This window comes from Roseateles terrae (assembly GCF_014192155.1).
Lineage (GTDB): Bacteria > Pseudomonadota > Gammaproteobacteria > Burkholderiales > Burkholderiaceae_C > Roseateles > Roseateles terrae.
Window position 1 is genome coordinate 278,334 of sequence record NZ_JACHXO010000005.1, and the last position, 23,052, is coordinate 301,385.

24 protein-coding genes are annotated in these 23,052 nt (G+C 65.0%); 14 read left to right on the top strand and 10 right to left on the bottom strand.

Annotation, left to right across the window (positions count from 1 at the left end):
- Positions 1 to 139 precede the first annotated feature (139 nt).
- Genes gspK through gspG form a run of 5 tightly spaced genes read right to left on the bottom strand, consistent with a single transcriptional unit; the run spans position 140 to position 3,094 of the window.
- Positions 140 to 1,204: a type II secretion system minor pseudopilin GspK gene (gene gspK, locus FHS28_RS15345; RefSeq protein WP_088452002.1), complete on the bottom strand. Its 1,065-nt coding sequence runs from the start codon at positions 1,202 to 1,204 to the stop codon at positions 140 to 142.
- Positions 1,201 to 1,812 (bottom strand): prepilin-type N-terminal cleavage/methylation domain-containing protein, encoded by a 612-nt coding sequence (locus FHS28_RS15350; RefSeq protein ID WP_088452004.1) that lies wholly within the window; start codon positions 1,810 to 1,812, stop codon positions 1,201 to 1,203. The genes gspK and FHS28_RS15350 overlap by 4 nt, the downstream gene beginning before the upstream one ends.
- Positions 1,812 to 2,171, bottom strand: coding sequence for a type II secretion system minor pseudopilin GspI (gspI, locus tag FHS28_RS15355; protein WP_088452006.1), 360 nt, complete (start codon positions 2,169 to 2,171; stop codon positions 1,812 to 1,814). The genes FHS28_RS15350 and gspI overlap by 1 nt, the downstream gene beginning before the upstream one ends.
- Entirely contained in the window at positions 2,168 to 2,626 is a 459-nt protein-coding gene (locus tag FHS28_RS15360) for a type II secretion system protein (protein WP_088452008.1), read from the bottom strand. Before FHS28_RS15360 ends, gspI begins: the two co-directional genes overlap by 4 nt.
- 33 nt (positions 2,627 to 2,659) lie before the next feature.
- Positions 2,660 to 3,094: a type II secretion system major pseudopilin GspG gene (gene gspG, locus FHS28_RS15365; protein WP_246410155.1), complete on the bottom strand. Its 435-nt coding sequence runs from the start codon at positions 3,092 to 3,094 to the stop codon at positions 2,660 to 2,662.
- Between the two features lie 64 nt (positions 3,095 to 3,158).
- Between gspG and FHS28_RS15370 the strand changes: the two genes are divergently transcribed.
- Positions 3,159 to 3,788: a hypothetical protein gene (locus tag FHS28_RS15370; RefSeq protein WP_088452010.1), complete on the top strand. Its 630-nt coding sequence runs from the start codon at positions 3,159 to 3,161 to the stop codon at positions 3,786 to 3,788.
- Positions 3,789 to 3,863: 75 nt separating this feature from the next.
- Here the strand turns inward: FHS28_RS15370 and FHS28_RS15375 are convergent, their stop codons facing one another.
- Together FHS28_RS15375 and ilvA are read right to left on the bottom strand one after the other, a co-directional pair.
- Entirely contained in the window at positions 3,864 to 5,018 is a 1,155-nt protein-coding gene (locus FHS28_RS15375; RefSeq protein WP_246410157.1) for a nicotinate-nucleotide--dimethylbenzimidazole phosphoribosyltransferase, read from the bottom strand.
- 141 nt (positions 5,019 to 5,159) lie between these two features.
- Positions 5,160 to 6,776, bottom strand: a complete 1,617-nt coding sequence (ilvA, locus tag FHS28_RS15380) for a threonine ammonia-lyase, biosynthetic (protein ID WP_088452012.1) — start codon at positions 6,774 to 6,776, stop codon at positions 5,160 to 5,162.
- 391 nt (positions 6,777 to 7,167) lie between these two features.
- Here ilvA and FHS28_RS15385 point away from each other — a divergent pair, with 391 nt between their 5' ends.
- Complete coding sequence (locus tag FHS28_RS15385; RefSeq protein WP_088452350.1) at positions 7,168 to 7,590, top strand: OsmC family protein; 423 nt, start codon at positions 7,168 to 7,170, stop codon at positions 7,588 to 7,590.
- Between the two features lie 89 nt (positions 7,591 to 7,679).
- Here FHS28_RS15385 and coq7 read toward each other — a convergent pair whose 3' ends face one another.
- Positions 7,680 to 8,297, bottom strand: coding sequence for a 2-polyprenyl-3-methyl-6-methoxy-1,4-benzoquinone monooxygenase (coq7, locus tag FHS28_RS15390; RefSeq protein ID WP_088452014.1), 618 nt, complete (start codon positions 8,295 to 8,297; stop codon positions 7,680 to 7,682).
- Positions 8,298 to 8,730: 433 nt separating this feature from the next.
- Here coq7 and FHS28_RS15395 point away from each other — a divergent pair, with 433 nt between their 5' ends.
- From FHS28_RS15395 to FHS28_RS15425, 7 genes are all read left to right on the top strand, one after another.
- Positions 8,731 to 9,762: a porin gene (locus FHS28_RS15395; RefSeq protein WP_088452016.1), complete on the top strand. Its 1,032-nt coding sequence runs from the start codon at positions 8,731 to 8,733 to the stop codon at positions 9,760 to 9,762.
- A gap of 306 nt (positions 9,763 to 10,068) precedes the next feature.
- Complete coding sequence (locus FHS28_RS15400; protein ID WP_088452018.1) at positions 10,069 to 11,130, top strand: porin; 1,062 nt, start codon at positions 10,069 to 10,071, stop codon at positions 11,128 to 11,130.
- 233 nt (positions 11,131 to 11,363) lie between these two features.
- Entirely contained in the window at positions 11,364 to 12,341 is a 978-nt protein-coding gene (locus tag FHS28_RS15405; protein WP_088452021.1) for an ABC transporter permease, read from the top strand.
- Position 12,342: 1 nt separating this feature from the next.
- Complete coding sequence (locus FHS28_RS15410; RefSeq protein ID WP_088452022.1) at positions 12,343 to 13,590, top strand: M20 aminoacylase family protein; 1,248 nt, start codon at positions 12,343 to 12,345, stop codon at positions 13,588 to 13,590.
- Positions 13,591 to 13,641: 51 nt separating this feature from the next.
- Entirely contained in the window at positions 13,642 to 14,607 is a 966-nt protein-coding gene (locus FHS28_RS15415; protein WP_088452024.1) for an ABC transporter permease, read from the top strand.
- A 13-nt stretch (positions 14,608 to 14,620) separates the two neighbouring features.
- Complete coding sequence (locus tag FHS28_RS15420; RefSeq protein WP_088452026.1) at positions 14,621 to 15,625, top strand: ABC transporter ATP-binding protein; 1,005 nt, start codon at positions 14,621 to 14,623, stop codon at positions 15,623 to 15,625.
- 23 nt (positions 15,626 to 15,648) lie between these two features.
- Positions 15,649 to 16,698 (top strand): ABC transporter ATP-binding protein, encoded by a 1,050-nt coding sequence (locus FHS28_RS15425; protein ID WP_088452352.1) that lies wholly within the window; start codon positions 15,649 to 15,651, stop codon positions 16,696 to 16,698.
- On the opposite strand, the gene FHS28_RS15430 is transcribed toward FHS28_RS15425, so the two are convergent.
- Entirely contained in the window at positions 16,682 to 16,957 is a 276-nt protein-coding gene (locus FHS28_RS15430) for a lipoprotein (RefSeq protein WP_088452028.1), read from the bottom strand. The genes FHS28_RS15425 and FHS28_RS15430 overlap by 17 nt on opposite strands.
- Positions 16,958 to 16,994: 37 nt before the next feature.
- Here FHS28_RS15430 and cyaY point away from each other — a divergent pair, with 37 nt between their 5' ends.
- Positions 16,995 to 17,348, top strand: a complete 354-nt coding sequence (gene cyaY / locus FHS28_RS15435) for an iron donor protein CyaY (protein ID WP_088452030.1) — start codon at positions 16,995 to 16,997, stop codon at positions 17,346 to 17,348.
- A gap of 6 nt (positions 17,349 to 17,354) precedes the next feature.
- Here the strand turns inward: cyaY and FHS28_RS15440 are convergent, their stop codons facing one another.
- Positions 17,355 to 19,778, bottom strand: coding sequence for a penicillin-binding protein 1A (locus FHS28_RS15440; protein ID WP_088452354.1), 2,424 nt, complete (start codon positions 19,776 to 19,778; stop codon positions 17,355 to 17,357).
- A 319-nt stretch (positions 19,779 to 20,097) separates the two neighbouring features.
- On the opposite strand from FHS28_RS15440, the gene FHS28_RS15445 reads away from it, so the two are divergent.
- The 4 genes from FHS28_RS15445 to FHS28_RS15460 are packed head-to-tail and all read left to right on the top strand — an operon-like array spanning position 20,098 to position 23,048.
- Entirely contained in the window at positions 20,098 to 21,177 is a 1,080-nt protein-coding gene (locus FHS28_RS15445) for a pilus assembly protein PilM (RefSeq protein ID WP_088452356.1), read from the top strand.
- Positions 21,174 to 21,794 carry a PilN domain-containing protein gene (locus FHS28_RS15450; protein ID WP_088452032.1) on the top strand — a complete coding sequence of 207 codons (621 nt, stop codon included), beginning with the start codon at positions 21,174 to 21,176 and terminating at the stop codon, positions 21,792 to 21,794. Before FHS28_RS15445 ends, FHS28_RS15450 begins: the two co-directional genes overlap by 4 nt.
- 7 nt (positions 21,795 to 21,801) lie before the next feature.
- Positions 21,802 to 22,497, top strand: coding sequence for a type IV pilus inner membrane component PilO (locus FHS28_RS15455; protein WP_088452033.1), 696 nt, complete (start codon positions 21,802 to 21,804; stop codon positions 22,495 to 22,497).
- The gene (locus FHS28_RS15460) at positions 22,494 to 23,048 is read left to right on the top strand and encodes a pilus assembly protein PilP (RefSeq protein WP_375140761.1); all 555 of its coding nucleotides are present in this window, start codon (positions 22,494 to 22,496) and stop codon (positions 23,046 to 23,048) included. The genes FHS28_RS15455 and FHS28_RS15460 overlap by 4 nt, the downstream gene beginning before the upstream one ends.
- Positions 23,049 to 23,052 lie beyond the last annotated feature (4 nt).

Below are 23,052 nucleotides of genomic sequence, written 5' to 3' on the forward strand. Positions count from 1 at the left end.
GGGCTTGCGCGACAGATTGGCGGCAAAGCCCCCGAACAAGCCCCTAGGCCACCCTGTAGACATTGTCAGGGTGCCGAAGTCTGAGGCAGGTTGGCGGCCAGGACGACTGAAACGGGTGACGAAACGTGACAGACGTCGGCTATCTGCCTTGCCCGGCAATGAGGGCGGTGGATTGCTGGACGTACTGGCGATCCAGCACACGGGTTTGAAAATCGTTGTTTCGCCAGACCAGCGAGCGCATGGTGACGAGACGGTCGTCCAGCCGCAGCTGGCCGGTGACGACGAAGTAGTCGCTGGTGGCCTGAACGATGCTGTCCAGTTCCACCCCGTTGGGGAGGTATTGGGCGATCTGGCTCTTGGTGATGCCCTTCGCCTCACGGGCCCGGACGATGCGGTCCGCGTCCCCCAGGCCCATCCGGGCGTCCAGCGCGGCGAGCACTTCGCGAGGGGCGGTGTTGATGTTGATCTTGGTGACGGTGACCGTCTTTTCGTTGGACGAGCTGGGCGGCAGGATCGTGACGTAGGGCCGTAGACGGTCGATCTGGTCCGCGGTGAGATTGAGCCAGCCGAGTTGATCAACCCGGATGGGCAACACGGGCGACCCACCGTCCGACGCGCTGTTCCCCGTGTTCCCGCCGCCCGGATTGGTTTGAGTGACCGGTTGTGGGAAGGCCTGACGCAGCCGCTTCTGCACGTCGTTGGCCAGGCTGGCATTCAGCCCCGCAGACTGAAAGAGCCGCTGGGCAATGGCCAGCTGCACCGGTGGGGCACTCGGATTGGTCGGGTTCGGCGGCTCCTGCGGAATCAGGTTGTAAAGATTGAACTTCCCCTGGGCGTCCTCGATCCGTCCGGAGAGGTAGGCGTCCGGGCCGCTGTCCGAAGAATGGTTGTCGTCGGTGGACAGGAAACTGGAGAGCTTGGCTTCCGCCAGCGGCACGGCCCAGACCTCGCCGCCGAAGTCCACCGCGTTGTCGCCGGCGTTCTTGTTGGCCCGCGTGTCTTCGCGAAGGATCACCCGGGCCCAGTCCAGCGCGCCTTGCAGCACCCAGTCCGACTGCGCCCGGCCCCGCTCCGCGGATTCGATCTGAATGCTGCGCGCCTGCCGCCACAGCATGGCGGCTGCCAGCGTGGTGACCAGGGTGACGATCAGCAGCGCGGTCAACAGGGCGGCGCCGCGTGTGTGCAGGCGGGGGCGGCGCGTCACCGGGTGGCTCCCGCCGGGACGACCACTTCCCGCGTCAGCTCGCCGTTGTAGCCCCCACCAGCAAACTGGATCTTCATTCGCACGCCGCTGGGCACGCTTTTGCTGGCGGTCTCTTCCTGGTCGCCGCTGGACTGCGCATTGCTCCAGGCGTTGTTCCGGAAGAAATACATCTGCCAGCCCTGCACGCCGGGGAGGCCCGGACTGTCGCGCAGGTCCTGAGGGCTCAGTTGCTGGGCGCGAAACCAGGCGTCCTGCAGGGCGCTGACCGATGTCGCAGGCGGCGCTGCCCAGCGCGACAGGCGGCCGTCACGGACCTGCCAGGAGACCACCTGCAGCCCCTTGGCGCTGCGCCGCGTCATGCGCAGGGTGGCGCCATCGAAACTGAGGGCGGCGAACTGCTTGCTGTCCTGGACTTCCCGCAGGTCGAGCTCCCATTGGCGCACCAGGGTGCCGATGGTCTCCGCACTGTCCATGTGGGCGTCGGTGGCGTCCCGGGTGGCACTCAGCGCGGACACGGCGCGCCAGGCCATGACGCTCATCATCGCCATGATGACCAGCGCCACCACCACTTCGATCAGCGTGAATCCACGCGCGGCCGGACGGTGCATCAGTACCGCCCCACGACGGTGGTGATGCTCAGCAGCGCTTGACCATCGTCATTGAACACGCGCAGTTCCACCCGTCGGAAGTTGGGGTTGGCGGTGCCGGCCACCTCGGTCTTGCCGGTGAAGGTGTGACCGAGCTGGGTGCAGGAGAACTCGGTGGTGCCGGTACCCGGGAACGCTGTGGTCAGCCGCATTTCGGTCAACTCGTTTTCGGCACACCACTGCGCCATGTTGTTGAGCGACAGGCGCTGCGCGTTGCTGGTCATGGTGCCGGCGGCCCGCATGCCGGCGGCCAGGCACAGGCCGACGATGGTCAGCGCGACCAGCACTTCGATCAGGGTGAAGCCGCGGTGCTGCCTCATGGCGCCACCTCCCGTTCGATGGTGAACGGCCGCAGGCCGTCGGTGCCCAGCGTGATGTGGGCCTCCCCGCGGGTGAGCTGAATACGCTGGGCGCCGATGATGGGCTCCGGCCCGAGGCGGACCCGTCCGCTGGCATCGGTCTGGCCCTGGACGGTCACCGAAGGTTCTTCACCCAGCCAGCCACGATCCAGCTTGAGCCGGGTGACCAGATCCTGCGGCAGGCCGTTGAAGCGGAACCGGCCCTGGTCCGGCTGCCAGGTGACCTCCAGCGACGCCGCCCGTGCTTCCGCACGGGCAGTCTCCAGCACGCTGGCCAGATGCAGCGCTTCGCGTTCCAGATCGGCACCTCCGTTGTTGCGCATCGCCACCACGACGGTGGCGCTGGCCACTGCAATGATGGTGATGGCGACCAGCAGTTCGATCAGGGTGAAGCCGCGCAGGCGGCGGGCGGTCATGGTCGCGAACGGAAGAGTGGCGGGGCGGGTGGATTATTCCCAGGAGCCGATGTCAGCGTCATTGCCCTCACCGCCGGGCTTGCCGTCCGCGCCGAGGCTGTAGACATCCACTTCGCCCTTCAGGCCGGGGTTGTCATACTGATAGGGGTTGCCCCAGGGATCCTTGGGCAGCTTCTCGATGTAGACCTTCCAGTTGCCCGGCACGGTGCCGCTGGTGGGCTTGCTCACCAGGGCATTGAGGCCCTGGTCGCCGCTGGGATAACGGCCGTTGTCCATCTTGTAAATCTTGAGCGCCTGCATCAGCGTGGTGACGTCCTGCTTGGCGGCGGTGCGCCGGGCGTCGGCCACGTGATTCATCACGGCAGGCACCACCACGGCGCCCATCACGGCCACGATGGTGATGGCCACGATCAGTTCGATCAGGGTGAAACCGCGGCTGGCGCGGCGGGGAGTCATCTTGCGTTGCATGGTTTTGCAATCCTGGGGCTGGGCTGCCCGTCTGCAGCCTCTTGCGTTCCATCATAATCCGCACATGCATGCACGTTGGTTAAGCTTCGTGATCTGGGCGCTGATGGCGGCCAGTCTGGCCTATTGGTCGCTGACGCTCATGGCCCGAGGGCCGGCGGCGCCGGGGCAGGTCTTGCCCGCCGTGTCCGGCGGCTCCATCGGCGACTGGACGAAGGTTTTCACCCAGGAATCGCCGTCCGCCGCACCGGTGGAATCCGCCTCGTCCCGGTATCAGCTGCTGGGCGTGGTGGCGCCGTCGAGCGGTCAGGCCACCGGCGAAGGCGTCGCGCTGCTGGTCGTGGGGGGGGGATTTGCGCGTCCGTTCCGCGTCGGACAGGTGGTGGATGGGGACATCCAGCTGCTGGAAGTCAGCCGGCGTGAAGTGGGTCTGGGACGGAACAACACCGTGAGCATCCGCCTGGCGCTGACGCCTGTGCCGGGCGCTGCGCCGTCGATGATGGCGCCCGAGCCGCCGCAACCCACGCCGGCCCTGCCGCCGTCGGGGGCGCTGCCGCCGAACCAGCAAGGCATTTCGTTGAATGCGCCGCCGGGCAGCGTGCCGATGAACGGCAATGCGTCGCCGCTCACCAATATCGGGGGCGCCTTGCCCAGTACCGGCGTGCCGCCGCCGCCCGAGAACGCAGCCACCCAATAAAGACCACGGGCCCGATCCAGCTGGACAGAGCCCGTGTTTCATTCGGCCGCGTGCACAGAGCTGACACGCCCGGTTTCAATTTTTCCTCAGACCACCCATCTGGCTGGCGCCGTTGTGCAGGTCGGTGGGCCGGCTGTGGATCGGGCCGTCGGGAATGTCCTGCACCTCGGTCAGCAGTGCCGCTGCGCAGCGGATCATCGGCCAGGCCAGCGGCGCACCGGTGCCGTCGCTGCAGTCCATGCCGAGCTCCAGCAGGGCGGCGGCATGGAACAGGGAGAGGGCTTCGTCCAGGCCGCGGTGGGTGGTGCTGCGGCAGAACACAGCGTAGTCGGTGACCGGTGGCGCAATCATGGACGCCACCTTCAGGGCGGCGCAGGCGGTCAGGCCATCCACCAGAATCAGCTGGCGCTTGCTCGCCGCCACCAGCATCGCCCCGACCATCACCGCCAGTTCATGCCCCCCGAAGGCGGCCAGCACCGCCATCGGCTCTTCCACCTCCCGATGGCGGGCCTGCGCACTCTGCAGCACGATCAGCAGGTGGGTCAGCTCCTCCTGCGGCATGTCCGGGCCGGAGATGACGAAGTCCCGCACCGGCAGGTCCATCAGGCGGGACAGCACCAGCGCCGCCGCTTCCATCGAGCCCTGGCCGAGGCCGGCGCACGCCAGCACGTTGCTGGAGAGGTTGTCGGAAATCTCCATGCCGACGCGAACGCCTGCATGCGCCTGCTCCAGCGTCATCGCCGGACCTACCCGGCAGTTGCGGGTGCCATGTGCAATCTTGCGGGCCAGCAGGCCGCGCTGCGGACTCAGGGGCTCGGCAATGCCGCAGTCCACCACCGTCACATGCATGCCCTGGTGATTGGCAAAAACAGTGGACGGCAGGCGATGCTGCAGCGCCAGCAGGGCCTGCTCACGGGTGCTGCGCCCGTTGGGCAGCTTGATCCCATCCACCGCCAGGCCATGGTCGCCGGCAAACAGCATGAGCGTGGGAATGTCCAGCTCGGGTGTCAGCGTGTTCTGGATCAGACCCAGCCGCACTGCCAGCGGCTCCAGCTCCCCCAGACGGCCGGCGATGGCGCTGCGCCGATCCAGGCGGGCGCGCAGCAGGCGCTCCAGCTCCGGATGGTGGGTGGGGCTGATCAGGGACTGATGGATGGACATGTCGGGCAACACAAACGCAGCGACGCGCGGACGATGCCGCACGCCGGGGTCATCGACCCCGGTCTGCATTGTGTGTTGACGCACAGACCCGCCGCAGGGGCAACAACCCGAAGCCACCTGGACCGGGGTCAATCTGTGCGATTGGCGCTCACTTGCGTCGTGGCGAACTGACGCGCGTCCATCCCCGGCTCCGGCGGACGCCCGGTGACATCAGCGCAGGAAGAGCCGGTATACCGGGTTGTCGGTCTCTTCGGTGTAGGGATAGTTCAGCTGCTCCAGGAAGGCCTTGAAGGCCTTTGCATCGCCGCGAGGCACCTGCAGGCCGACGAGGATGCGACCATAGTCGGCGCCCTGGTTGCGATAGTGGAACAGGCTGATGTTCCACTCCGGGCGCAGGTGCGAGAGGAAGCGCATCAGCGCCCCGGGCCGCTCCGGGAAGACAAAGCGGAACAGCCGTTCGTTCTCCGCCAGCTCTGTCCGGCCGCCCACCATATGTCGCACATGCTGCTTGGCCAGTTCGTCGTCGGTGAGATTGACCGTGGGGAAGCGGTGTTTCTCGAACTGACGCGCCAGCTTGTCGGCTTCGTCCTGGCGGCTGATGGTCAGGCCGACGAAGACGTGGGCTTCCTGGGTGTCCGAGATCCGGTAGTTGAATTCGGTGACGCTGCGCGGCCCGATCAGCTCGCAAAAGCGCCGGAAGCTGCCGCGCTCTTCGGGGATGGTGACCGCAAACAGGGCTTCCCGGTGTTCCCCCACCTCCGCCCGCTCGGCGACGAAGCGCAGGCGGTCGAAGTTCATGTTGGCGCCGCAGGTGATGGCGATGAAGGTCTGGCCCTTGAGGCCCTTGTCCGCGGCGTACTGCTTGATGGCCGCCACGCCCAGGCCGCCGGCCGGCTCCAGGATGCTGCGGGTGTCGACGAAGACATCCTTGATGGCGGCGCAGACGGCGTCGGTATCCACCACCACATAGTCGTCCACCAGTTCGCGGCAGATGCGGAAGGTTTCCTCTCCCACCAGCTTCACCGCGGTCCCGTCGGAGAACAGGCCGACGTCATTCAGGGTGACGCGTTTGCCGGCCTGGATCGAGCGGACCATCGCATCGGAATCCTTGGTCTGCACGCCGATGACCTTGATCTCGGGGCGCACGGCCTTGATGTAGGCGGCCACGCCCGAGATCAGCCCACCCCCGCCGATGGCGCAGAATATGGCGTCGATGGGGCCGGGATGCTGGCGCAGCAGTTCCATCGCGATGGTGCCCTGGCCGGCGATCACGTCCGGATCGTCAAACGGATGAACAAAGGTCAGGCCCTGTTCACCTTCGAGTTGCAGCGCATGCTGATAGGCATCGGTAAAAGAATCACCGGACTGCACCACTTCGCCGCCCAGGGCCTGGACGGCATCCACTTTCACCCTCGGTGTGGTGGTGGGCATCACAATCACTGCCCGGCAACCGAGTTTGCGGGCGGAAAGGGCAACGCCCTGCGCGTGGTTTCCGGCAGACGCGCAGATCACGCCGCGAGCCAATTGCTCCGGCGTCAGTTGCGCCATCTTGTTATAGGCGCCGCGCAGCTTGAAACTGAATACCGGCTGCTGGTCTTCGCGTTTGAGCCAGACCTTGTTGTTAATCCGCTTGGAGAGATCGCGCGCGAAATCCAGGGAGGTTTCCTGCGCCACCTCATATACCCGCGCATTCAAGATTCGCTGGAGGTAGCTCTGGTCGGCCGGTAATAGCGCGGGATGGCGCGCGGATGCCCGCGGTTCACGGCGCTTTGAAAGTCGGGTGGGTGTGGAAGTGGGCGTGCGCGGGGCGCGCCGGGGGCCGGCCATTGAATTCCCTCCATGCCGCATCGGGCGGCCAATGATGATAAGCGAGGGTTTGTCCGAACCCTGGTAGCCCGCGACCCGCTCGGCGCCTCGGGCGTTCGCGGTTGGAGGAGGGCGGGTTGGGACGAAAAAAAGCCCAAGGCCTTGGGGGCCTTGGGCCGAATCCACCATGGAGGCGGTGGAGGAGACAATCGGTGCGGGGCTGCCCGGGGTGCCTGAGTGTGACTCGGGGTCACAGGTGGCACGCTGTGGGGTAGCGCTATCGCATGTCTAGAATTCTAGGGCGGAGCATGCTGCGCCGCAATATTTTTTCGATCACTTCTCGTTGGAGACAGGTCTCTAATGAGCAATATCACCGACCGTTGGGCGGTCCGTGACCAAGGAGCAAGAGCGCATGGAATGCACGATCGACTGGATGGGCCGCGAAGGCATGAGCTTCGCCGCCACCACGGGCAGCGGTCATCTGGTGACGATGGACGGGGCTGCGGACGGCGGCGGCCGCAACCTGGCGCCGCGGCCAATGGAAATGGTGCTGCTGGGCACCGGGGGCTGCACCGCCTATGACGTGGTGCTGATCCTTCAGCGCGGGCGTCACGATGTGCGCAACTGCCGGGTGCAGCTGAAGGCCGACCGGGCCGATACCGACCCGAAGGTGTTCACCCGGATCCACATGCACTTTGTGGTGGAAGGGCGCGACCTGTCCCTGCCGGTGGTGGAGCGGGCGGTCAAGCTCTCGCATGAAAAGTACTGCTCGGCCAGCATCATGCTGGCCAAGACGGCCGAGATCACCACGTCGGTGGAGTTGATCGACGTTTGACTACAGGGCCGCTCGCGCTGCAGTCGATGTCTCTCTAAATAGGAGAGAGGATGCGCGACGCGCGGGCGCCCTGGTACGCCGAGGCCGCCTCAGATCCGGTGCGCGGTCGTCGTCATGACCTTGGCCGCCAGACGCATCAGGCCTTTGATCGGTGCCGGCAACTCCACCGCGCCCCGCGCACGGGCCGCGTCGGCATGCTCCACCTCTTCGGCCATCATCTGGGCGACAATCGCACGTGAGCTGTGGTCACCCGCCGGTAGTCGGGTGAGATGGCTGTCCAGATGGGCCTCCACCTGACGCTCCGTTTCCACGACAAATCCCAGGCTCACCCGGTCTCCCACCCAGCCGGCTGCCGTGCCGATGGCGAACGCGCCGGCATACCAGAGCGGGTTCAGCAGGCTGGGCCGATCATTCAGCGCCTGCAGCCGCTCGGCGGTCCAGGCCAGGTGGTCCAGTTCCTCCTGGGCGGCATGTTCCAGATGCTGGCGCAGATCTTCGTCCCGGGTGGTCATGGCCTGAGCGCGGTAGAGCGCCTGCGCGCAGATCTCGCCCACGTGGTTCACCCGCATCAGCGCGGCCGATTCCCGGCGCTGCTCTTCCGATAGCGCCTCATCGGGCTGCTGCGCCACAGGCGTCGGGCGGGACATCGGAGCGACGCCCGCCAGCGTCTTGAGGCTGTGGTCCAGTGTGGAGATCCACGCATCCATCCGGCTCGGATGGCGACCGCCGCGTCCCGAAGAAGAGGGGCGGCCAAATGCCGATGTCATCGAATCATTCATATGGACATTCTGATCGGCATTCGCGGCCCCATTCTGATGGGGGACAAAGCCTGAGGGAGCGACGCTGGGCGCGGAAGAAACCGTCATGGCCTGACTGATGGAGGCTTGGAAAGGGCAGTTTATGGGCATGCGACATACCTGCCCCAGGGGGGCTTCACTCGCGTTTGTGCGATTGCGTGATGACACATTTTTTAATCGCCTACGCGTTGCTTGCATCCAACGAAATCAGGACTTTTACGGGGATGCCGCTGGTCAGCGCGGATGGGAACTGTTGCAATACGGCACAGCTTCATTGCAGGAGCTTGGTTTGTGGAGGCCCGTTCCGGGCGCACAGGCCTCATTGAAGATCTAGGAGTCTCTAATGAAGAAATCTCTCGTCGCGCTGGCAGTGCTGGCTGGTTTCGCTGGTGCCGCTGCCGCTCAATCGTCTGTGACGCTGTTCGGCGTGATCGACGTCGCTGCCCGTTACACCAAGGCCAACGGCCAGAACGTCAAGCAACTGACCAACGACGGCAGCAGCTCCAGCCGTTTTGGCGTCCGTGGCGTTGAAGACCTGGGTGGCGGCCTGAAGGCTGGCTTCTGGCTGGAAAGCGCCCTGTCGGCTGACACCGGCACCGCTGGTGACACCACCACCAACAAGTTCTGGAACCGCCGCGCTTCCGTGAGCCTGATGGGCGACTTCGGTGAAGTCCGTCTGGGCCGTGGCAAGACCTCCACCCGTCTGGTCGTTGACGACTTCGACGTGTACAGCACGACCGGCCTGGGCGATGTGACCCGCGTGTACAACACGCTGGGCAGCAGCATCCAGACCATCAACCGTGCTGACAACCTGGCTCAGTACTTCCTGCCGGGCGACCTGGGCGGTGCCTACGGTTCGTTCGACGTCGCCGCTGGCGAAGGCGCTGTTGGCGCCAAGTCCTACGGTGGCCGTCTGGGCTGGAAGGACAGCGCCATCAACGTGGCCGCTGGTTACCAGTCCACCGAAGGCGTGGCAACTGCCAAGTTCAAGCAACTGTCCCTGGGCGCCAGCTACGACTTCGGCATGGCCAAGGTCAGCGGTCTGTGGACCCAGCTGAAGTTCAACTCGCTGAAGCAGAACATCTACACGATCGGCGCCGTTGTCCCCGTGACGACCGCTGGCTCGGTTCTGGCTCAGTTCAGCGATGCTGAAACCAACAGCACGGCTGACCGCGTGGCCGGCACTGCTGGCGATGCCAAGTTCTACACCGTTGGCTACCTGCACAACCTGTCCAAGCGTACGTCGGTGTACACCACCGCTTCGCTGATCGACAACAGCGGCCTGGCTGCCTTCAAGGTGCAAGGCAATGCCGTGAACTCCGCTCGTGGCGGCCGTTCGGGTGGTCTGGACGTCGGTATCAAGCACAGCTTCTAATCCCTCGCGGATCAGCACTTGTGCAAAAAGCCGCCCCTCGGGGCGGCTTTTTTTCGTCTGGCGTTTTCATCGGGGCTCTTGGCGGGGACCTCAACGGTCGGCTTCGCGGGGCCCGTTCGGACTTCTCGACAGGCTCTGTAGGTTCGCCCTGCATGGGTGCGCGCCGCACCAGGCTGCAGCGTGAGATGTCTCATATTTGACAGGGTAAGTTCCCGTGGGCGATCTGCAACGCGAGTGGTCTGACATTCGACCGTTCCCCCAGAATCGATCACGGCGAACGACCACATCAAACAAAGGAGACATCGCATGAAAAAAGCCGCCATGGCACTGGGCCTGCTGTCCGCGTCTATCGGGTCTGCCTGGGCACAGTCCAGTGTTCAGCTCTACGGCATCGTCGACGTCGGCGTGCGCATGACCAGCAATGCCAACGTCGGGTCTTCCAAGAAGCAGGTGATTCCGGGCGGGATGTCGCAAAGCCGGTTGGGCGTGAACGTGAATGAGGACCTGGGTGGCGGTCTGAAGGCCCTGGTCAACCTGGAGCACCGTCTCAATTCGGACAACGGCACCCAGGCCGCCGCCGATTTCTGGCGTCAGTCGTGGGTGGGCATCCAGTCGGCTGACTTCGGTCGCGTCATGCTCGGCCGCCAGTACAACATCCTCTTCGACATCTACACCTCGACCTACGCGTCGTTCAAGTACTCGCCCTACATCGAGGCCTACAAGCCTGAGATCGGCCTGTCCATGGGCGCGCGCCAGGACAACATGGTGAAGTACCTGGTCGAGAAGGGCCCGGTGCGCGGGGAAATCCAGGTGTCTGCCGGCGAAGGCAACTCCCAGAACAAGTCCTACGGCGGCCTGCTTCGATTTGCTGACGGCCCGATCGCCGTGGGCGGCGCCTTCCTGACGGTGGAAGACACCCTGGGCAAGAAGGTGCGGGGCTACACCGCGGGTGCGGCCTGGACCAGCGGTCCCTGGTATGCGAATGTCTCCTGGGCGACCAACAAGTTCGACCAGGGCGGCCTGCTGGGCGCGGCCTACACCTCCGGCCTGCTGGGCCCGGTGCTGAATGCGGCCGCCAATGACGTGCGCAAGCGCGACATGTACTCCTTCGGCGCCACCTACCAGCTCAGCCCGCAACTGAACATCGGTGGCCACTACTGGCTGGCGGAGCAGACCCACTACTCGGCCGCGCTGGCCAACACCAAGAGCAAGGGCCATTACTTCGCCTTCGTGGCGGACTACGCCTTCTCCAAGCGCACCGACGTCTACCTGGAAATGGACTACACCAAGCACAAGGGTGCCGTGCGCTTTTCCAACAACGAGAACCAGCGCGGCGGCGCCATCGTGGGTCTGCGTCACCGCTTCTGACCTTCGCGCTCCTTTTCCGCACCTCCGGACGCGCAGCGTCCGCGGAACCGCCCCTCGGGGCGGTTTTTTTGTGGGCGTGTCGCGTCCTGCGCACGCGCAGCACGGCTTATGGACTTCCCCTCTTGCCGCTGGCAGCGTGTGTCCGGATGATGGACGCTTCACACACGCGGACCCGCGGGGCCTGGTGATGTCGCGGGCCACAAGTCGCGCGGCAGTCCGGCGGCCCAGATGACATGCTGGTTTTCATTCTTCGCCGACTGGTGCAAGCCATGGCCGTCATGCTGACGGTGGCCTTCGTCGCCTTCATGCTCTTCCAGTTTGTCGGCGATCCGGTCGCCAGCCTGGCCGGCCAGGACGCCACCCCCGAGCAACGCGCCCAGATCCGCAAGGACCTGGGCCTGGACCGGTCCTTCGTTGCCCAGTTCGCCACCTTTGTCGGCAATGCGGTGCAGGGCGAATTCGGCATCAGCCTGCAGCAGCGGCGCAAAGTGTCGTCCCTGCTGGCCGAGCGGGTGCCCGCCACGCTGGAACTCTCCGCCGTGGCGGCCGTCATTGCGCTGGTGGTGGCCATTCCGCTGGGGGTCTATGCGGCATTGCGGCGGGGCAGCGCGGGCACGCAGATCGTGATGGCGGTGTCCCTCATCGGAGTCTCGCTGCCCACCTTCCTGATCGGGGTGCTGCTCATTCTGGTCTTTGCGGTCCAGCTGCAATGGCTGCCCAGCAATGGCCGCGGGGATGTGGTGACGCTGGGCGGCTGGACCACCGGCCTGCTCACCGTCGATGGCCTGCGGCATGTGCTGCTGCCCGCCATCACCCTGGCGGTCTATCAGCTCACCCTCATCATGCGCCTGGTGCGCTCCGAGATGCTGGAGGTCCTGCGGGCCGACTACATCAAGTTTGCCAAGGCCCGCGGCCTCAGCAACCGGGCCATCTATTTCGGTCATGCCCTCAAGAACACGCTGGTGCCGGTCATCACCGTCACCGGGCTGCAGGTGGGATCGCTGATTGCCTTTTCCATCATCACTGAAACCGTCTTCAACTGGCCCGGCATGGGATTGCTGTTCATCCAGGCCGTCCAGTTCCCCGACATCCCGGTGATGGCTGCCTATCTCTGTCTGATCTCCTTCATCTTCGTGGTGATCAATCTGGTGGTGGACCTGCTGTATTTTGTCGTCGACCCCCGCCTGCGCGTGGGCAGCGGCGCGCACTGACATGAGCAGCTCGACGCGCGCAGTCCTCCACGGCGTGAGCCACGCTGCCGCTGGCACCTACCAGCGTCTGCTGGAAGGGCGCGGGGAGCTGGTGGCCCTGCGCCGTGAACTGCATGCGATGCCTGAGCTGGGCTTCGAAGAACGCCGCACCGGCGCCCGGCTGGTGCAGGCCCTGCGTGCCTGCGGTGTCGATGAAATCCATGAAGGCATCGGCCGCACCGGCCTCGTGGCGGTGGTGCATGGGCAACCCAACAAGGACGGCGGCGGCCCGAGTCGATCGCGTCTGCTGGGCCTACGGGCGGATATGGATGCGTTGCCCCTGCGTGAGCAGAATGATTTTGCCTGGAAGTCTGCGACGCCTGGCCTGATGCATGCCTGCGGTCACGACGGGCATTGCGCGATGCTGGTCGGCGCCGCCCGTTATCTGGCGCAGACCCGCCGCTTCAGTGGCAGCGCGGTGCTGGTGTTCCAGCCCGGCGAGGAAGGCTACGGCGGCGCCCGCGAGATGATTGCCGACGGCCTGTTCGACCGCTTCCCGGTCGAGGCCATCTATGCAATGCACAACTGGCCGCACCTGCCGCCCGGCAAGATCGGGCTGAACCGCGGCGCGATGATGGCGGCGGCGGACCGGGTGCAGATCAACATCCAGGGCCGCGGCGGCCATGGTGCCCATCCGCACCTGAGCGTGGATCCTGTGCTGATTGCCGGCCACATCATCACCGCCGTGCAGAGCCTGGTGTCGCGCAACATCGCGCCGGTGGACCAGGCGGTGGTGAGCCTGTGTGCGATGCAGGCGGGGGATGCCGGCGCCTTCAGCGTCATTCCCGAGCTGGCGCAGCTCACCGGGACGGTGCGCAGCTTCAAACCGGAAGTGCAGCAGCTGCTGGAAGAGCGGATGACGCGGATGGTCGAGTCGGTGGCCCTCGGTTTTGGTGCGAGTGCGAAGGTGGACTACCAGCGGCTGTATCCTGCCACCGTCAATAGCGCGCGCGAGGCCGACTTCGCCGTGCGGGTCGCCCGCTGGCTGGTCGGCAGCGAGCATGTGGACGACGAGCTGCCGCCCAGCATGGGCTCTGAAGACTTTGCCTTCATGCTGCAAGCCCGGCCCGGCGCCTACCTGCGGCTGGGGCAGGGCGGCCCTTGCGGTCTGCATCAGCCGCGTTATGACTTCAATGACGAGATCCTGCCGCTGGGCGCTGCATTGTTTGCAGCGCTGGTCGAGCAGGGCCTGCCGCTGGAAACGCCCTGAAGGCGTTGCCGCGGTGCGTGCCGAACAACCGACTGTCCGACTGTCTGACCCATGAGCCTGTCTTCCAAGCCGCCGGTGCCGCCGTCGATCACGCCCACCGCTGCGGCACCTGGCCGTGTGCGCCGCTTTTTCCAGGGGGATGTGTGGTTCTCCTTCACCCGCTCACCGGTCGCGATGCTGGCGGCGGTGGTGGCGTTGATCTGCCTGGTGTGTGCCGTGTTTGCGCCATGGGTGGCGCCGCATGATCCCTTCGATCTGACCGCGGTGGACCTGATGGACGCCCGCCTGCCGCCGGCGTGGGTGGAGGGCGGATCCACCCAATACCTGCTGGGCACCGACGACCAGGGGCGTGACCTGCTGTCCGCCATCATGTATGGGGCCCGCATTTCGCTGGTGGTCGGGGTGGCTTCGGTGCTGCTGTCGATGGTGATCGGTGTGGGGCTGGGTCTGCTGGCCGGCTTTGTCGGCGGCAAGGTGGACAGCCTCATCATGCGCATCTGCGATGTGATGCTGTCTTTCCCCGCCATTCTTGTGGCGCTGCTGGTGGACGGCATCGGCCGCGTGGTGCTGCCGGACACCCACGGCACACTGGCCTTTTTTGTGCTGGTGCTGGCCATCTCGCTGACCGGCTGGGTGCAGTACGCGCGCACGGTCCGCGGCTCGACGCTGGTGGAGCGCAACAAGGAATATGTGCAGGCAGCCCGGGTGATCGGGGTGAAGCCCATGGCCATCATGTGGCGCCACGTGCTGCCCAATGTCACCGGCCCGGTGCTGGTGCTGCTGACCCTGCAGGTGGCCTCGGCCATCCTGATCGAGGCGACGCTGTCCTTCCTCGGCGTCGGCGTGCCGCCGACCACGCCGTCGCTGGGCACGCTGATCCGCATCGGCAGCGACTTCCTCTATTCCGGCGAATGGTGGATCACCATCTGGCCCAGTGTGATGCTGGTGATGATCGCCTTGTCGGTGAACCTGCTGGGCGACTGGCTGCGTGACGCCCTCAACCCCCGCCTGCGCTGAGTCCGGAGCCGCCATGCCTGCCTTGCTTGAAGTCCGCCATCTGCGCGTCGAGTTCCCGACCCGCCACGGCACCCTGGTCGCGCTGGACGATGTTTCCTTCGACATCGCCCCTGGCGAGGTGCTGGGTGTGGTGGGAGAGTCCGGGGCTGGCAAGTCCCTGACCGGTGCGGCCATCATCGGCCTGCTGGAGCCGCCTGGGCGTATTGCCAGTGGCGAGATCGTGCTGGAGGGGCGCCGTATCGACCAGTTCAGCCAGGAGCAGATGCGGCAGGTGCGCGGGCGACAGATTGGCGCCATCTTCCAGGATCCGCTGACCTCGCTGAATCCGCTCTACACCGTGGGTCGCCAGCTGGTGGAGACCATCACCACCCACCTCCGCCTCACGCCGAAGCAGGCGCGCCTGCGCGCCATCGAGCTGCTCGCGGCCACCGGCATTCCAGCACCGGAAGCGCGTGTGGATCAGTATCCCCACCAGTTCTCCGGCGGCATGCGTCAGCGGGTGGTGATTGCTCTCGCGCTGGCCGCCAATCCCAAGCTGATCGTGGCCGATGAACCGACGACGGCGCTGGACGTGTCCATCCAGGCGCAGATCATTGCCCTGCTCAAGCGCGTCTGCAGCGAGCAAGGCGCCGCGGTGATGCTGGTGACCCACGACATGGGCGTGATCGCCGAAACCTGCGACCGGGTGGCCGTGATGTATGCCGGCCGTATCGCCGAGATTGGACCGGTGCAGGAGGTGATCCACCGGCCGGGCCATCCCTACACCGTCGGGCTGATGGGCTCGATTCCGGCGATGGATGAAGACCGCGAACGGCTGCTGCAGATCGATGGCGCCATGCCCCGCCTCAACGCGATCCCGTCCGGCTGCGCCTTCCATCCGCGCTGCCCGAATGCGTTTGACCGCTGCCTGCAGCAGCGCCCCGAACTGATGCCGGCCACCGCGACGTCCGCGGCCTGCTGGCTGCACGACCGTCAGGCCCGCGCTGGCGCCGCACCCGCGGTCGGGCAGGCCGCATGATCGTGGCCGAAGGACCCACCCCGATGAGTGTGATCACCGAGCCCTCCGTCGCAACCGCAGTCGCGGTTGCTTCCCCACTGGTCGAAGTCAGGGACCTGGCCAAGACCTTCGACGTGTCGGCGCCCTGGCTCAACCGCATGATCGAGCGGCGTCCGCGCCAGTTCGTGCATGCGGTGGATGGCGTGAGTTTTGAGATCCCGCGTGGCACGACGCTGGCGCTGGTCGGCGAATCCGGCTGCGGCAAGAGCACGGTGGCGCGACTGCTCGTGGGGCTGTACAAGCCGACCGCCGGCGAAGTCCGGGTGGATGGCGCGGACATTGCCACCACGCTGGCCGGGCCGCAGGCGCAGGCCCTGCGCCGCCGCATGCAGATGATCTTTCAGGATCCTTATGCGAGCCTCAATCCACGCTGGAAGGTGCAGGACATCGTCGCCGAGCCACTGCGGGAGCATGGGCTGGTGAAGGACGCGCAGATGCTGCGCGGACGGGTGGGAGAGCTGCTGTTGTCGGTCGGACTCTCGCCGGCGGATGCCGAGAAGTTCCCGCATCAGTTTTCCGGCGGCCAGCGTCAGCGCATTTCGATTGCCCGGGCCCTGGCGACCCAGCCCGAATTCCTGGTCTGCGATGAGCCCACCTCGGCGCTTGATGTGTCGGTGCAGGCGCAGGTGCTCAACATCATGAAAGACCTGCAGCGCCAGCGCGGGCTCACCTATCTCTTCATCTCGCACAATTTGGCGGTGGTGCGCCATGTGGCGGATCAGGTGGGCGTGATGTATCTGGGGCGCCTGGTGGAGCAGGCGGACAAGCGCACGCTCTTTGCAACGCCGCGCCATCCCTACACCCGCATGCTGCTGGATGCGATTCCGGACATTCACATGACCGGCCGCGCCCGCACGCCGGTGCGGGGCGAGGTGCCCAATCCCCTCAATCCGCCGACCGGTTGCAGCTTCCATCCGCGATGCCCGCATGCGAATGCGCGCTGCCAGCAGGAGCGTCCGGCGCTCTTGAGCCTGCATGGCGTGCGCGTGGCCTGCCATGCAGTGGAAGAGGGACGGATCAGCGCTGGGGCATGATCGCCGCGCTCGCCGGTGCCGAGGCTGGCGTGGCGATGGCGGCGGGTGCGACGGGGGTGGCCGGGGGAGAGGTCATCGGCGCGGCGCTGCCGGTGCCGGCATTCTTCGCCGTTGGGGGCAATTGCAGCGGACGCTTCTGACCGCAGGCGCTCAATCCCGCCACGCCCATCAGCGCCAGCGACAACATCAAGCCCATCAGGGCCTTGCCGCGAGCCGGCTGGGAGCGGTGCGCGCGGGCGCCTACACTTCGGGTCTTCATTTGTTCCATGGACTCCAGTCTAGCGAGTTCGCGCCCCATGACCGTCACTGCCACGCCCCTTTCCGATGTCGACTACGACGCCCGCACCGCTGCCGTGCTGGCCAGCATCGAACGGCAGGCGGATGCCTGGCTGGAAGAGGACTGCATCGACATCGATCCGCAACGCACCGGCGGGCTGCTGGAGTTGCAGTTCCAGGACCGCAGCAAGATTGTGGTGAACACCCAGCCCCCCCTGCAGGAGTTGTGGCTGGCCAGCCGCCGCGGCGGCTACCACTTCAAGTTTGTCGACGGCCGCTGGCTGGATACGAAGGATGGCGTCGAGTTCTTCGAGCGGCTGTCGCAGGAGATCAGCTTCCACGGCGGCAAGCCGCTGCAGGTCCGGGGCGACTGAGGCCCCTCAGCGCTTGAACAGATCGAGGATGCTCTTCTTCTCATCCTCCGAGCCGGACGCCGGCACGTGCTCATCACCGGTCAGTGCGCGCACGCCCTGGTTTTCGGCAAACTCGTCGTAATACCACTCGCCATTGATGTTGGTCACGCCTGTGGCCGGCGGCGGAATCTCGGCCACCGGGGTATTGCGCAGCGCGTACTGCATGAACTCGATCCACACTGGCAGCGCAAGGCCACCGCCGGTTTCGCGGTCGCCCAGCTTGCGCGGCTGGTCATATCCGATCCACACGACTGACACCAGACTGGGCTGGAAGCCGGCGAACCACGCGTCCATCGAATCGTTGGTCGTGCCGGTCTTGCCGTACAGGTCCGGCCGCTTGAGTGTGGCCTGGGTGCGGGCCGCCGTGCCGCTGCGCGCGACTTCCTGCAGCAGGCTGTCCATCAGGAAGGCATTGCGCGGGTCGATGGCCCGCTGGCTCTCGTCCAGCACCTTGGGCTGGGCCTGATAGAGCAGCCGGCCCTGATGGTCGGTGATGCGTTGCACCAGCGCGGGGCCGACGCGGTAGCCGCCATTGGCAAACACTGAATAGGCCTGCGCCATCTGCATCGGAGTGACCGAGCCGGCTCCCAGCGCCATGGTCAGATAGGCCGGATGCTTCTCGGCATCGAAGCCGAAGCGGGTGACCCAGTCCTGCGCATACTTCACGCCGATCGATTGCAGCACGCGGATGGACACCATGTTCTTCGACTTGGCCAGGGCGCGCCGCAGCGGCATCGGCCCGTCAAAGGTGCCGTCGTAGTTCTTCGGTTCCCACGGCTGGCTGCCGGTGGTGCTGGCGTCAAAGAACAGCGGCGCGTCATTGACCACGGTGGCGCCATTGAAGCCTTTTTCCAGGGCGGCGGAATAGATGAAGGGCTTGAAGCTGGAGCCCGGCTGGCGCCACGCCTGGGTGACGTGATTGAACTTGTTCTTGTTGTAGTCGAAGCCGCCGACCAGCGCATGCACGCTGCCGTCCTTCGGGTTGAGCGCCACCATCGCGCCTTCCACCTCCGGCAGCTGGGTGATGGTCCACTCTTCCTTGTTGTTGCGGGTCAGCTTGATCACCCGGATGACCGCCCCGCGGCGGATACGCGTCTTGGGATTGCCCTTTTCGGACAGGCCCGACGTGGCAGGCTTCAGCCCTTCGCCGGTGATGGTGATGGACTCACCGCTTTGCAGTGCCGCCGTGACCTTCTTGGGATCGGCCTCCAGCACCACCGCGGCCAGCAGCTCGTCATTGGCGGGATGGTCGCTCAGCGCTTCCGCGATCCGGGGGTCCAGCTCCTTCGGGTCAGCCGGCAGGTCCACATAGGCTTCCGGGCCGCGATACACCTGGCGGCGCTCAAAGTCCATGATGCCGCGGCGCAGGGCGCGGTAGGCCCGCTCCTGCTCATCGGACTGCAGGGTGAGATAGACATTCAGGCCGCGGGTGTAGGCCTCTTCCCCGTACTGGCTGAAGATGAGCTGGCGGGCCAGCTCGGCCACATATTCGGCATGGCTGGCGGTGTCCTGCGGCGGACGGATGCGCAGCTTCTCGGCCTTGGCCTGTGCATGCTGCTCCGGACTGATGAAGCCCATCTCCAGCATCCGGTCGATGATGTATTGCTGGCGCAACGTGGCGCGGCGCGGGTTGTTGATCGGGTTGTAAGCAGATGGTGCTTTTGGCAACCCGGCGAGCATGGCGGCCTCGGCAATCGAGATCTCCTTGAGCGGCTTGCCGAAGTAGACCTCGCTCGCTGCAGCAAAGCCGTAGGCGCGATGACCCAGGAAGATCTGGTTCATGTAGATCTCGAGGATCTTCTCCTTGGAGAGCGCGCTTTCGATCTTCAGCGCCAGCAGGATCTCGTAGATCTTGCGGGTGAAGGTCTTCTCGGTGGAGAGATAGAAATTGCGAGCCACCTGCATGGTGATGGTGGAGGCCCCCTGACTCTTGGACTCCCCCACATTGGCGAGGCCCGCGCGGATCACCCCGAGGTAGTCCACCCCCCCGTGCTGATAGAAGCGGGCATCCTCAATGGCGAGCACCGCATCCTGCATCACCTTGGGGATCTCGCGGATGTTGGAGTAGGAGCGGCGCTCCTCGCCGTACTCGCCGAGCAGCTGGCCGTCCGCGGACAGCACCCGCAGCGGCAGCTTGGGCTGGTATTCGGTCAGCCCGCTGATGTCGGGCAGGCTTGGATAGGCCATGGCCAGGGCCATGCCTGCCAACAAAGCCACAGAAAGCACGCCTGCAAGTAACAGTCCGAACAGCCAGCCGACCGCGCGCAGCAGCCAGTGACGGGGGGCCTTGCGTGTTTTCGGCCGCCCTTGCGATCCGCGATCCCGCGGGTCGGCGGAAAAGGAGGAGGAGGGGGAGTCGGGGGCGTCGTCGGAGGTTTTCTTCGCGGGCATGACCAAAGTGTGCATTTTTGCGTGCCCACCCGTTCCCGATCAGGGGCTGTACGGGTGCGAATCCGGCCGCTTCAGGCGATTATAGGAAGACGCGTGGGCCACCGGATTGGTGTCCATGGCGAACAGCGACCCTGCGCGCTTGCGCACGCTTTCCGGGCACTTTTTCGGCTTTTGGCACCCTTTCGTAGCGTGTAGGTTACGCAACGCGGTGTTACGTGCTGTGACTGCTTTGCCTTGGGGCATCAAAGGCTTTGCTGCTAGCATTCAAGTAACTTATTAACAAACCGGCGCAGTGTGCGGCGCGTTGGGGGAACGCATCATGGGGTTGTTGGACGTACTACTGGGACGCACCCATCCGCCCATGATTGGCCTGGACATTTCATCGTCCAGCGTCAAGCTCGTGGAGTTGAGTCAAAACGCGAATGGTGAATACGTTCTCGAACGTTTCGCCACCGAGCCTTTTGAAAAGGGATGGATCACGGACGGCCAGATCGAGAAATTCGATGAAGTGGCCGAGGCCGTGCGTCGTGTGGTGACCCGCAGTGGCAGCAAGACGCGGCATGCCGCGCTGGCAATGCCGCAATCGGCGGTCATCACCAAAAAGATCATGCTGCCTGCGGGGCTGCGTGAAGAAGAGCTGGAGCTTCAGGTTGAAGCCGAGGCCAACCAATACATTCCGTTCTCGCTGGATGAGGTGAGTCTGGACTTCTGCGTGATCGGGCCCAGCCCGACGTCGGTGGGCGACGTGGAAGTCCTGATTGCCGCGTCCCGCAAGGACCGGGTGCAGGATCGCCAGGCGCTGGCGGAAGCCGCGGGTCTGCGTCCGACGGTGCTGGACATCGAGTCCCATGCCTCGCGCATGGCGATGGGCCGGCTCGTCGAGACGCTGCCCAATGAAGGCAAGGATGCGCTGGTGGCCCTGTTCGAAATTGGCGCGGACACGACCAGCCTCAAGGTGCTGCGTGACGACGAAATGCTGTATGACCGGGATCAAGCCTTTGGCGGTTCCCAGCTCACCATGCTGATTTCGCGCCAATATGGTTTCTCATTCGAAGAAGCCGAGCAAAAGAAACTCAGCGGCGAATTGCCGGAGGACTATGAGACCCAAGTGCTCAATCCTTTTGTCGACAGTTTGTCGCAGGAAATCGGCCGTGCTCTGCAGTATTTCTTCACCAGTACTCCTCACCACAAGGTGCACTACGTGATGCTGGCTGGCGGAACTGCCACGCTTCCCGGTCTGAAGGAACGCGTGACCGAATTGACCGGATTCGCCTGCATGGTGGTGAATCCTTTTGAAAACATGGTGCTCGGCTCCGCAGTGCGTGAAAACAAGCTGCGTCGTGAAGCACCGGCCTACCTGACGGCCTGCGGGCTGGCGATGCGGAGGTTTTTTCAGTGATTCTGATCAACCTGCTCCCGCATCGCGAGGAGAAACGCAAGCGCCGTGAGACCGCGTTCTACGTCGGTCTGGGCATGTCGCTGGTGGCCGGCGCGCTGGTCGCGGGCGTGATCTATCTGCTGCTTGAGCAGATGACATCCGCCCAGGTCGAACGCAACACCTTCCTGAAGTCCGAGATCACCAAGCTCGATGAGCAGATCAAGGACATCGCCACGCTGCGCGCCGAAATCGACGCACTGCGGGCCCGCCAGCGTGCGGTGGAAGACCTGCAGAGCGATCGCAACACGCCGGTGCACCTGCTCAATGACCTGGCCAAGCTGACGCCGGAAGGCATCTACCTGGTGGGACTGCGTCAGACTGGCAAGTCGGTGATTCTGACCGGCCAGGCGGCCACCAACGAGCGCGTGTCCGAGATGCTGCGCAACCTGGGCCACGCCGAATGGCTGGAGAACCCGGAACTGGTGGAAATCAAGCTGGCCGCGGTCAACACTCGCGATGCCCGCCGCCTGTTCGACTTCGCCATGAAGATCTCCATCAAGAACACCACGCCGGAGGCCGCCCCGGGCGCCGCCAGCGCACCGGGCGGTCCGAAGCCGGCCCCGGCCAACAAGAGCTGAGGACTGCATGGCTGACCTCAAAAACCTGGATCTGAACGCCTGGTTCGCGGACTTCTCGAGCCAGTTTCAGAACCTTGATCCCAAGAAGCCGGGCCAATGGCCCGCAGCCCCCAAGTTCCTCACCTTCATCTTCGTGGCCGTGGCGGCCGTGGTGGTGGCGTGGTTCGTGGTGCTGTCCGATGCCAACGACGCCCTGGAAGCCGAGAAGGCGCGCGAGCCGGTCCTCAAGGAGGACTATCGCGGCAAGCTGGCGCAGGCGGTGAATCTGCCTGAACTGCTCAAGCAGAAGCGTCAGGTTGAGGAATATGTCCTGCAACTGGAAAAGCAGTTGCCGGGCAAGGCTGAAATGGACGCGCTGCTGTCCGATATCAACCAGGCGGGTCTCGGTCGTGGCCTTCAGTTCGAACTGTTCCGTCCGGGTCAGATCGTGATGAAGGACTACTACGCCGAGCAGCCCATCTCCCTGAAGGTATCGGGTCAATATCACGATATCGGTTCGTTCACGGCCGACGTGTCCAACCTCTCCCGCATCGTCACGTTGCATGATCTGAACATCGGGACGCCGCAGCAGCAGGGGAATGGGCCCAAAGCCGGTGACGGTCACCTGGTGATGGAAGCGACCGCTCGCACCTACCGCTACCTCGACCCCGCGGAAGTGGAAGAGCAAAAGCGCACTCAACAACAGGCAGGGAAGAAGAAATGACGCGTTACACGCTCACTCGCTCCCTGCTGGGCAGGACCTTGGCCCTGGGGCTGTGCGGCATGGCGCTGGCGGCTTGCACGTCTTCGACGGACGAGCTCCAGCAGTGGATGGAAGAGCAGCGCCAGCAGACCAAGCCGTCGGTCAAGCCGCTGGAGCCGCCCAAGAAGTTCCTGCCTCAGGCGTATGAGTCCGCCAGTGTGGTGGACCCGTTCAACCTGCAGAAGCTGACGGTGGCCTTCAAGCAGGAAGCGGCTCAACCGAGCTCGCTGCTGGCCTCTGAAATGAAGCGGCGCAAGGAGGCTCTGGAAGCCTTCCCGCTGGACAACATGACCATGGTGGGCAGTGTGGTCCGCAATGGTCGTCAGTTTGGTCTGCTGCGGGTCGAAGGCCTGCTCTATTACGTCAAGTCCGGTGATTACATGGGCCAGAACTTTGGCCGGATCACCAAGATCAGCGAAACCGAAATCACGTTGCGAGAAGTCGTCCAGGACGCTGCGGGCGAATGGATTGAACGCACCAGTACTCTCCAGCTACAGGAGCAGGGACGATGAAGAC

What these genes read in the sequence shown, in the direction of transcription:
- FHS28_RS15420 (WP_088452026.1), top strand. Translation starts at nt 14,621, where the DNA reads ATGCCTGCCTTGCTTGAAGTCCGCCATCTGCGCGTCGAGTTCCCGACC.
- FHS28_RS15385 (WP_088452350.1), top strand. Translation starts at nt 7,168, where the DNA reads ATGGAATGCACGATCGACTGGATGGGCCGCGAAGGCATGAGCTTCGCC.
- FHS28_RS15460 (WP_375140761.1), top strand. Translation starts at nt 22,494, where the DNA reads ATGACGCGTTACACGCTCACTCGCTCCCTGCTGGGCAGGACCTTGGCC.
- FHS28_RS15430 (WP_088452028.1), bottom strand. Translation starts at nt 16,957, where the DNA reads ATGAAGACCCGAAGTGTAGGCGCCCGCGCGCACCGCTCCCAGCCGGCT.
- FHS28_RS15410 (WP_088452022.1), top strand. Translation starts at nt 12,343, where the DNA reads ATGAGCAGCTCGACGCGCGCAGTCCTCCACGGCGTGAGCCACGCTGCC.
- FHS28_RS15445 (WP_088452356.1), top strand. Translation starts at nt 20,098, where the DNA reads ATGGGGTTGTTGGACGTACTACTGGGACGCACCCATCCGCCCATGATT.
- FHS28_RS15360 (WP_088452008.1), bottom strand. Translation starts at nt 2,626, where the DNA reads ATGACCGCCCGCCGCCTGCGCGGCTTCACCCTGATCGAACTGCTGGTC.
- FHS28_RS15395 (WP_088452016.1), top strand. Translation starts at nt 8,731, where the DNA reads ATGAAGAAATCTCTCGTCGCGCTGGCAGTGCTGGCTGGTTTCGCTGGT.
- gspI (WP_088452006.1), bottom strand. Translation starts at nt 2,171, where the DNA reads ATGAGGCAGCACCGCGGCTTCACCCTGATCGAAGTGCTGGTCGCGCTG.
- FHS28_RS15415 (WP_088452024.1), top strand. Translation starts at nt 13,642, where the DNA reads ATGAGCCTGTCTTCCAAGCCGCCGGTGCCGCCGTCGATCACGCCCACC.
- FHS28_RS15350 (WP_088452004.1), bottom strand. Translation starts at nt 1,812, where the DNA reads ATGCACCGTCCGGCCGCGCGTGGATTCACGCTGATCGAAGTGGTGGTG.
- gspG (WP_246410155.1), bottom strand. Translation starts at nt 3,094, where the DNA reads ATGCAACGCAAGATGACTCCCCGCCGCGCCAGCCGCGGTTTCACCCTG.
- FHS28_RS15455 (WP_088452033.1), top strand. Translation starts at nt 21,802, where the DNA reads ATGGCTGACCTCAAAAACCTGGATCTGAACGCCTGGTTCGCGGACTTC.
- ilvA (WP_088452012.1), bottom strand. Translation starts at nt 6,776, where the DNA reads ATGGCCGGCCCCCGGCGCGCCCCGCGCACGCCCACTTCCACACCCACC.
- FHS28_RS15440 (WP_088452354.1), bottom strand. Translation starts at nt 19,778, where the DNA reads ATGCCCGCGAAGAAAACCTCCGACGACGCCCCCGACTCCCCCTCCTCC.
- FHS28_RS15400 (WP_088452018.1), top strand. Translation starts at nt 10,069, where the DNA reads ATGAAAAAAGCCGCCATGGCACTGGGCCTGCTGTCCGCGTCTATCGGG.
- FHS28_RS15425 (WP_088452352.1), top strand. Translation starts at nt 15,649, where the DNA reads ATGAGTGTGATCACCGAGCCCTCCGTCGCAACCGCAGTCGCGGTTGCT.
- FHS28_RS15375 (WP_246410157.1), bottom strand. Translation starts at nt 5,018, where the DNA reads ATGCAGACCGGGGTCGATGACCCCGGCGTGCGGCATCGTCCGCGCGTC.
- FHS28_RS15370 (WP_088452010.1), top strand. Translation starts at nt 3,159, where the DNA reads ATGCATGCACGTTGGTTAAGCTTCGTGATCTGGGCGCTGATGGCGGCC.
- cyaY (WP_088452030.1), top strand. Translation starts at nt 16,995, where the DNA reads ATGACCGTCACTGCCACGCCCCTTTCCGATGTCGACTACGACGCCCGC.
- coq7 (WP_088452014.1), bottom strand. Translation starts at nt 8,297, where the DNA reads ATGGATGCGTGGATCTCCACACTGGACCACAGCCTCAAGACGCTGGCG.
- FHS28_RS15405 (WP_088452021.1), top strand. Translation starts at nt 11,364, where the DNA reads ATGCTGGTTTTCATTCTTCGCCGACTGGTGCAAGCCATGGCCGTCATG.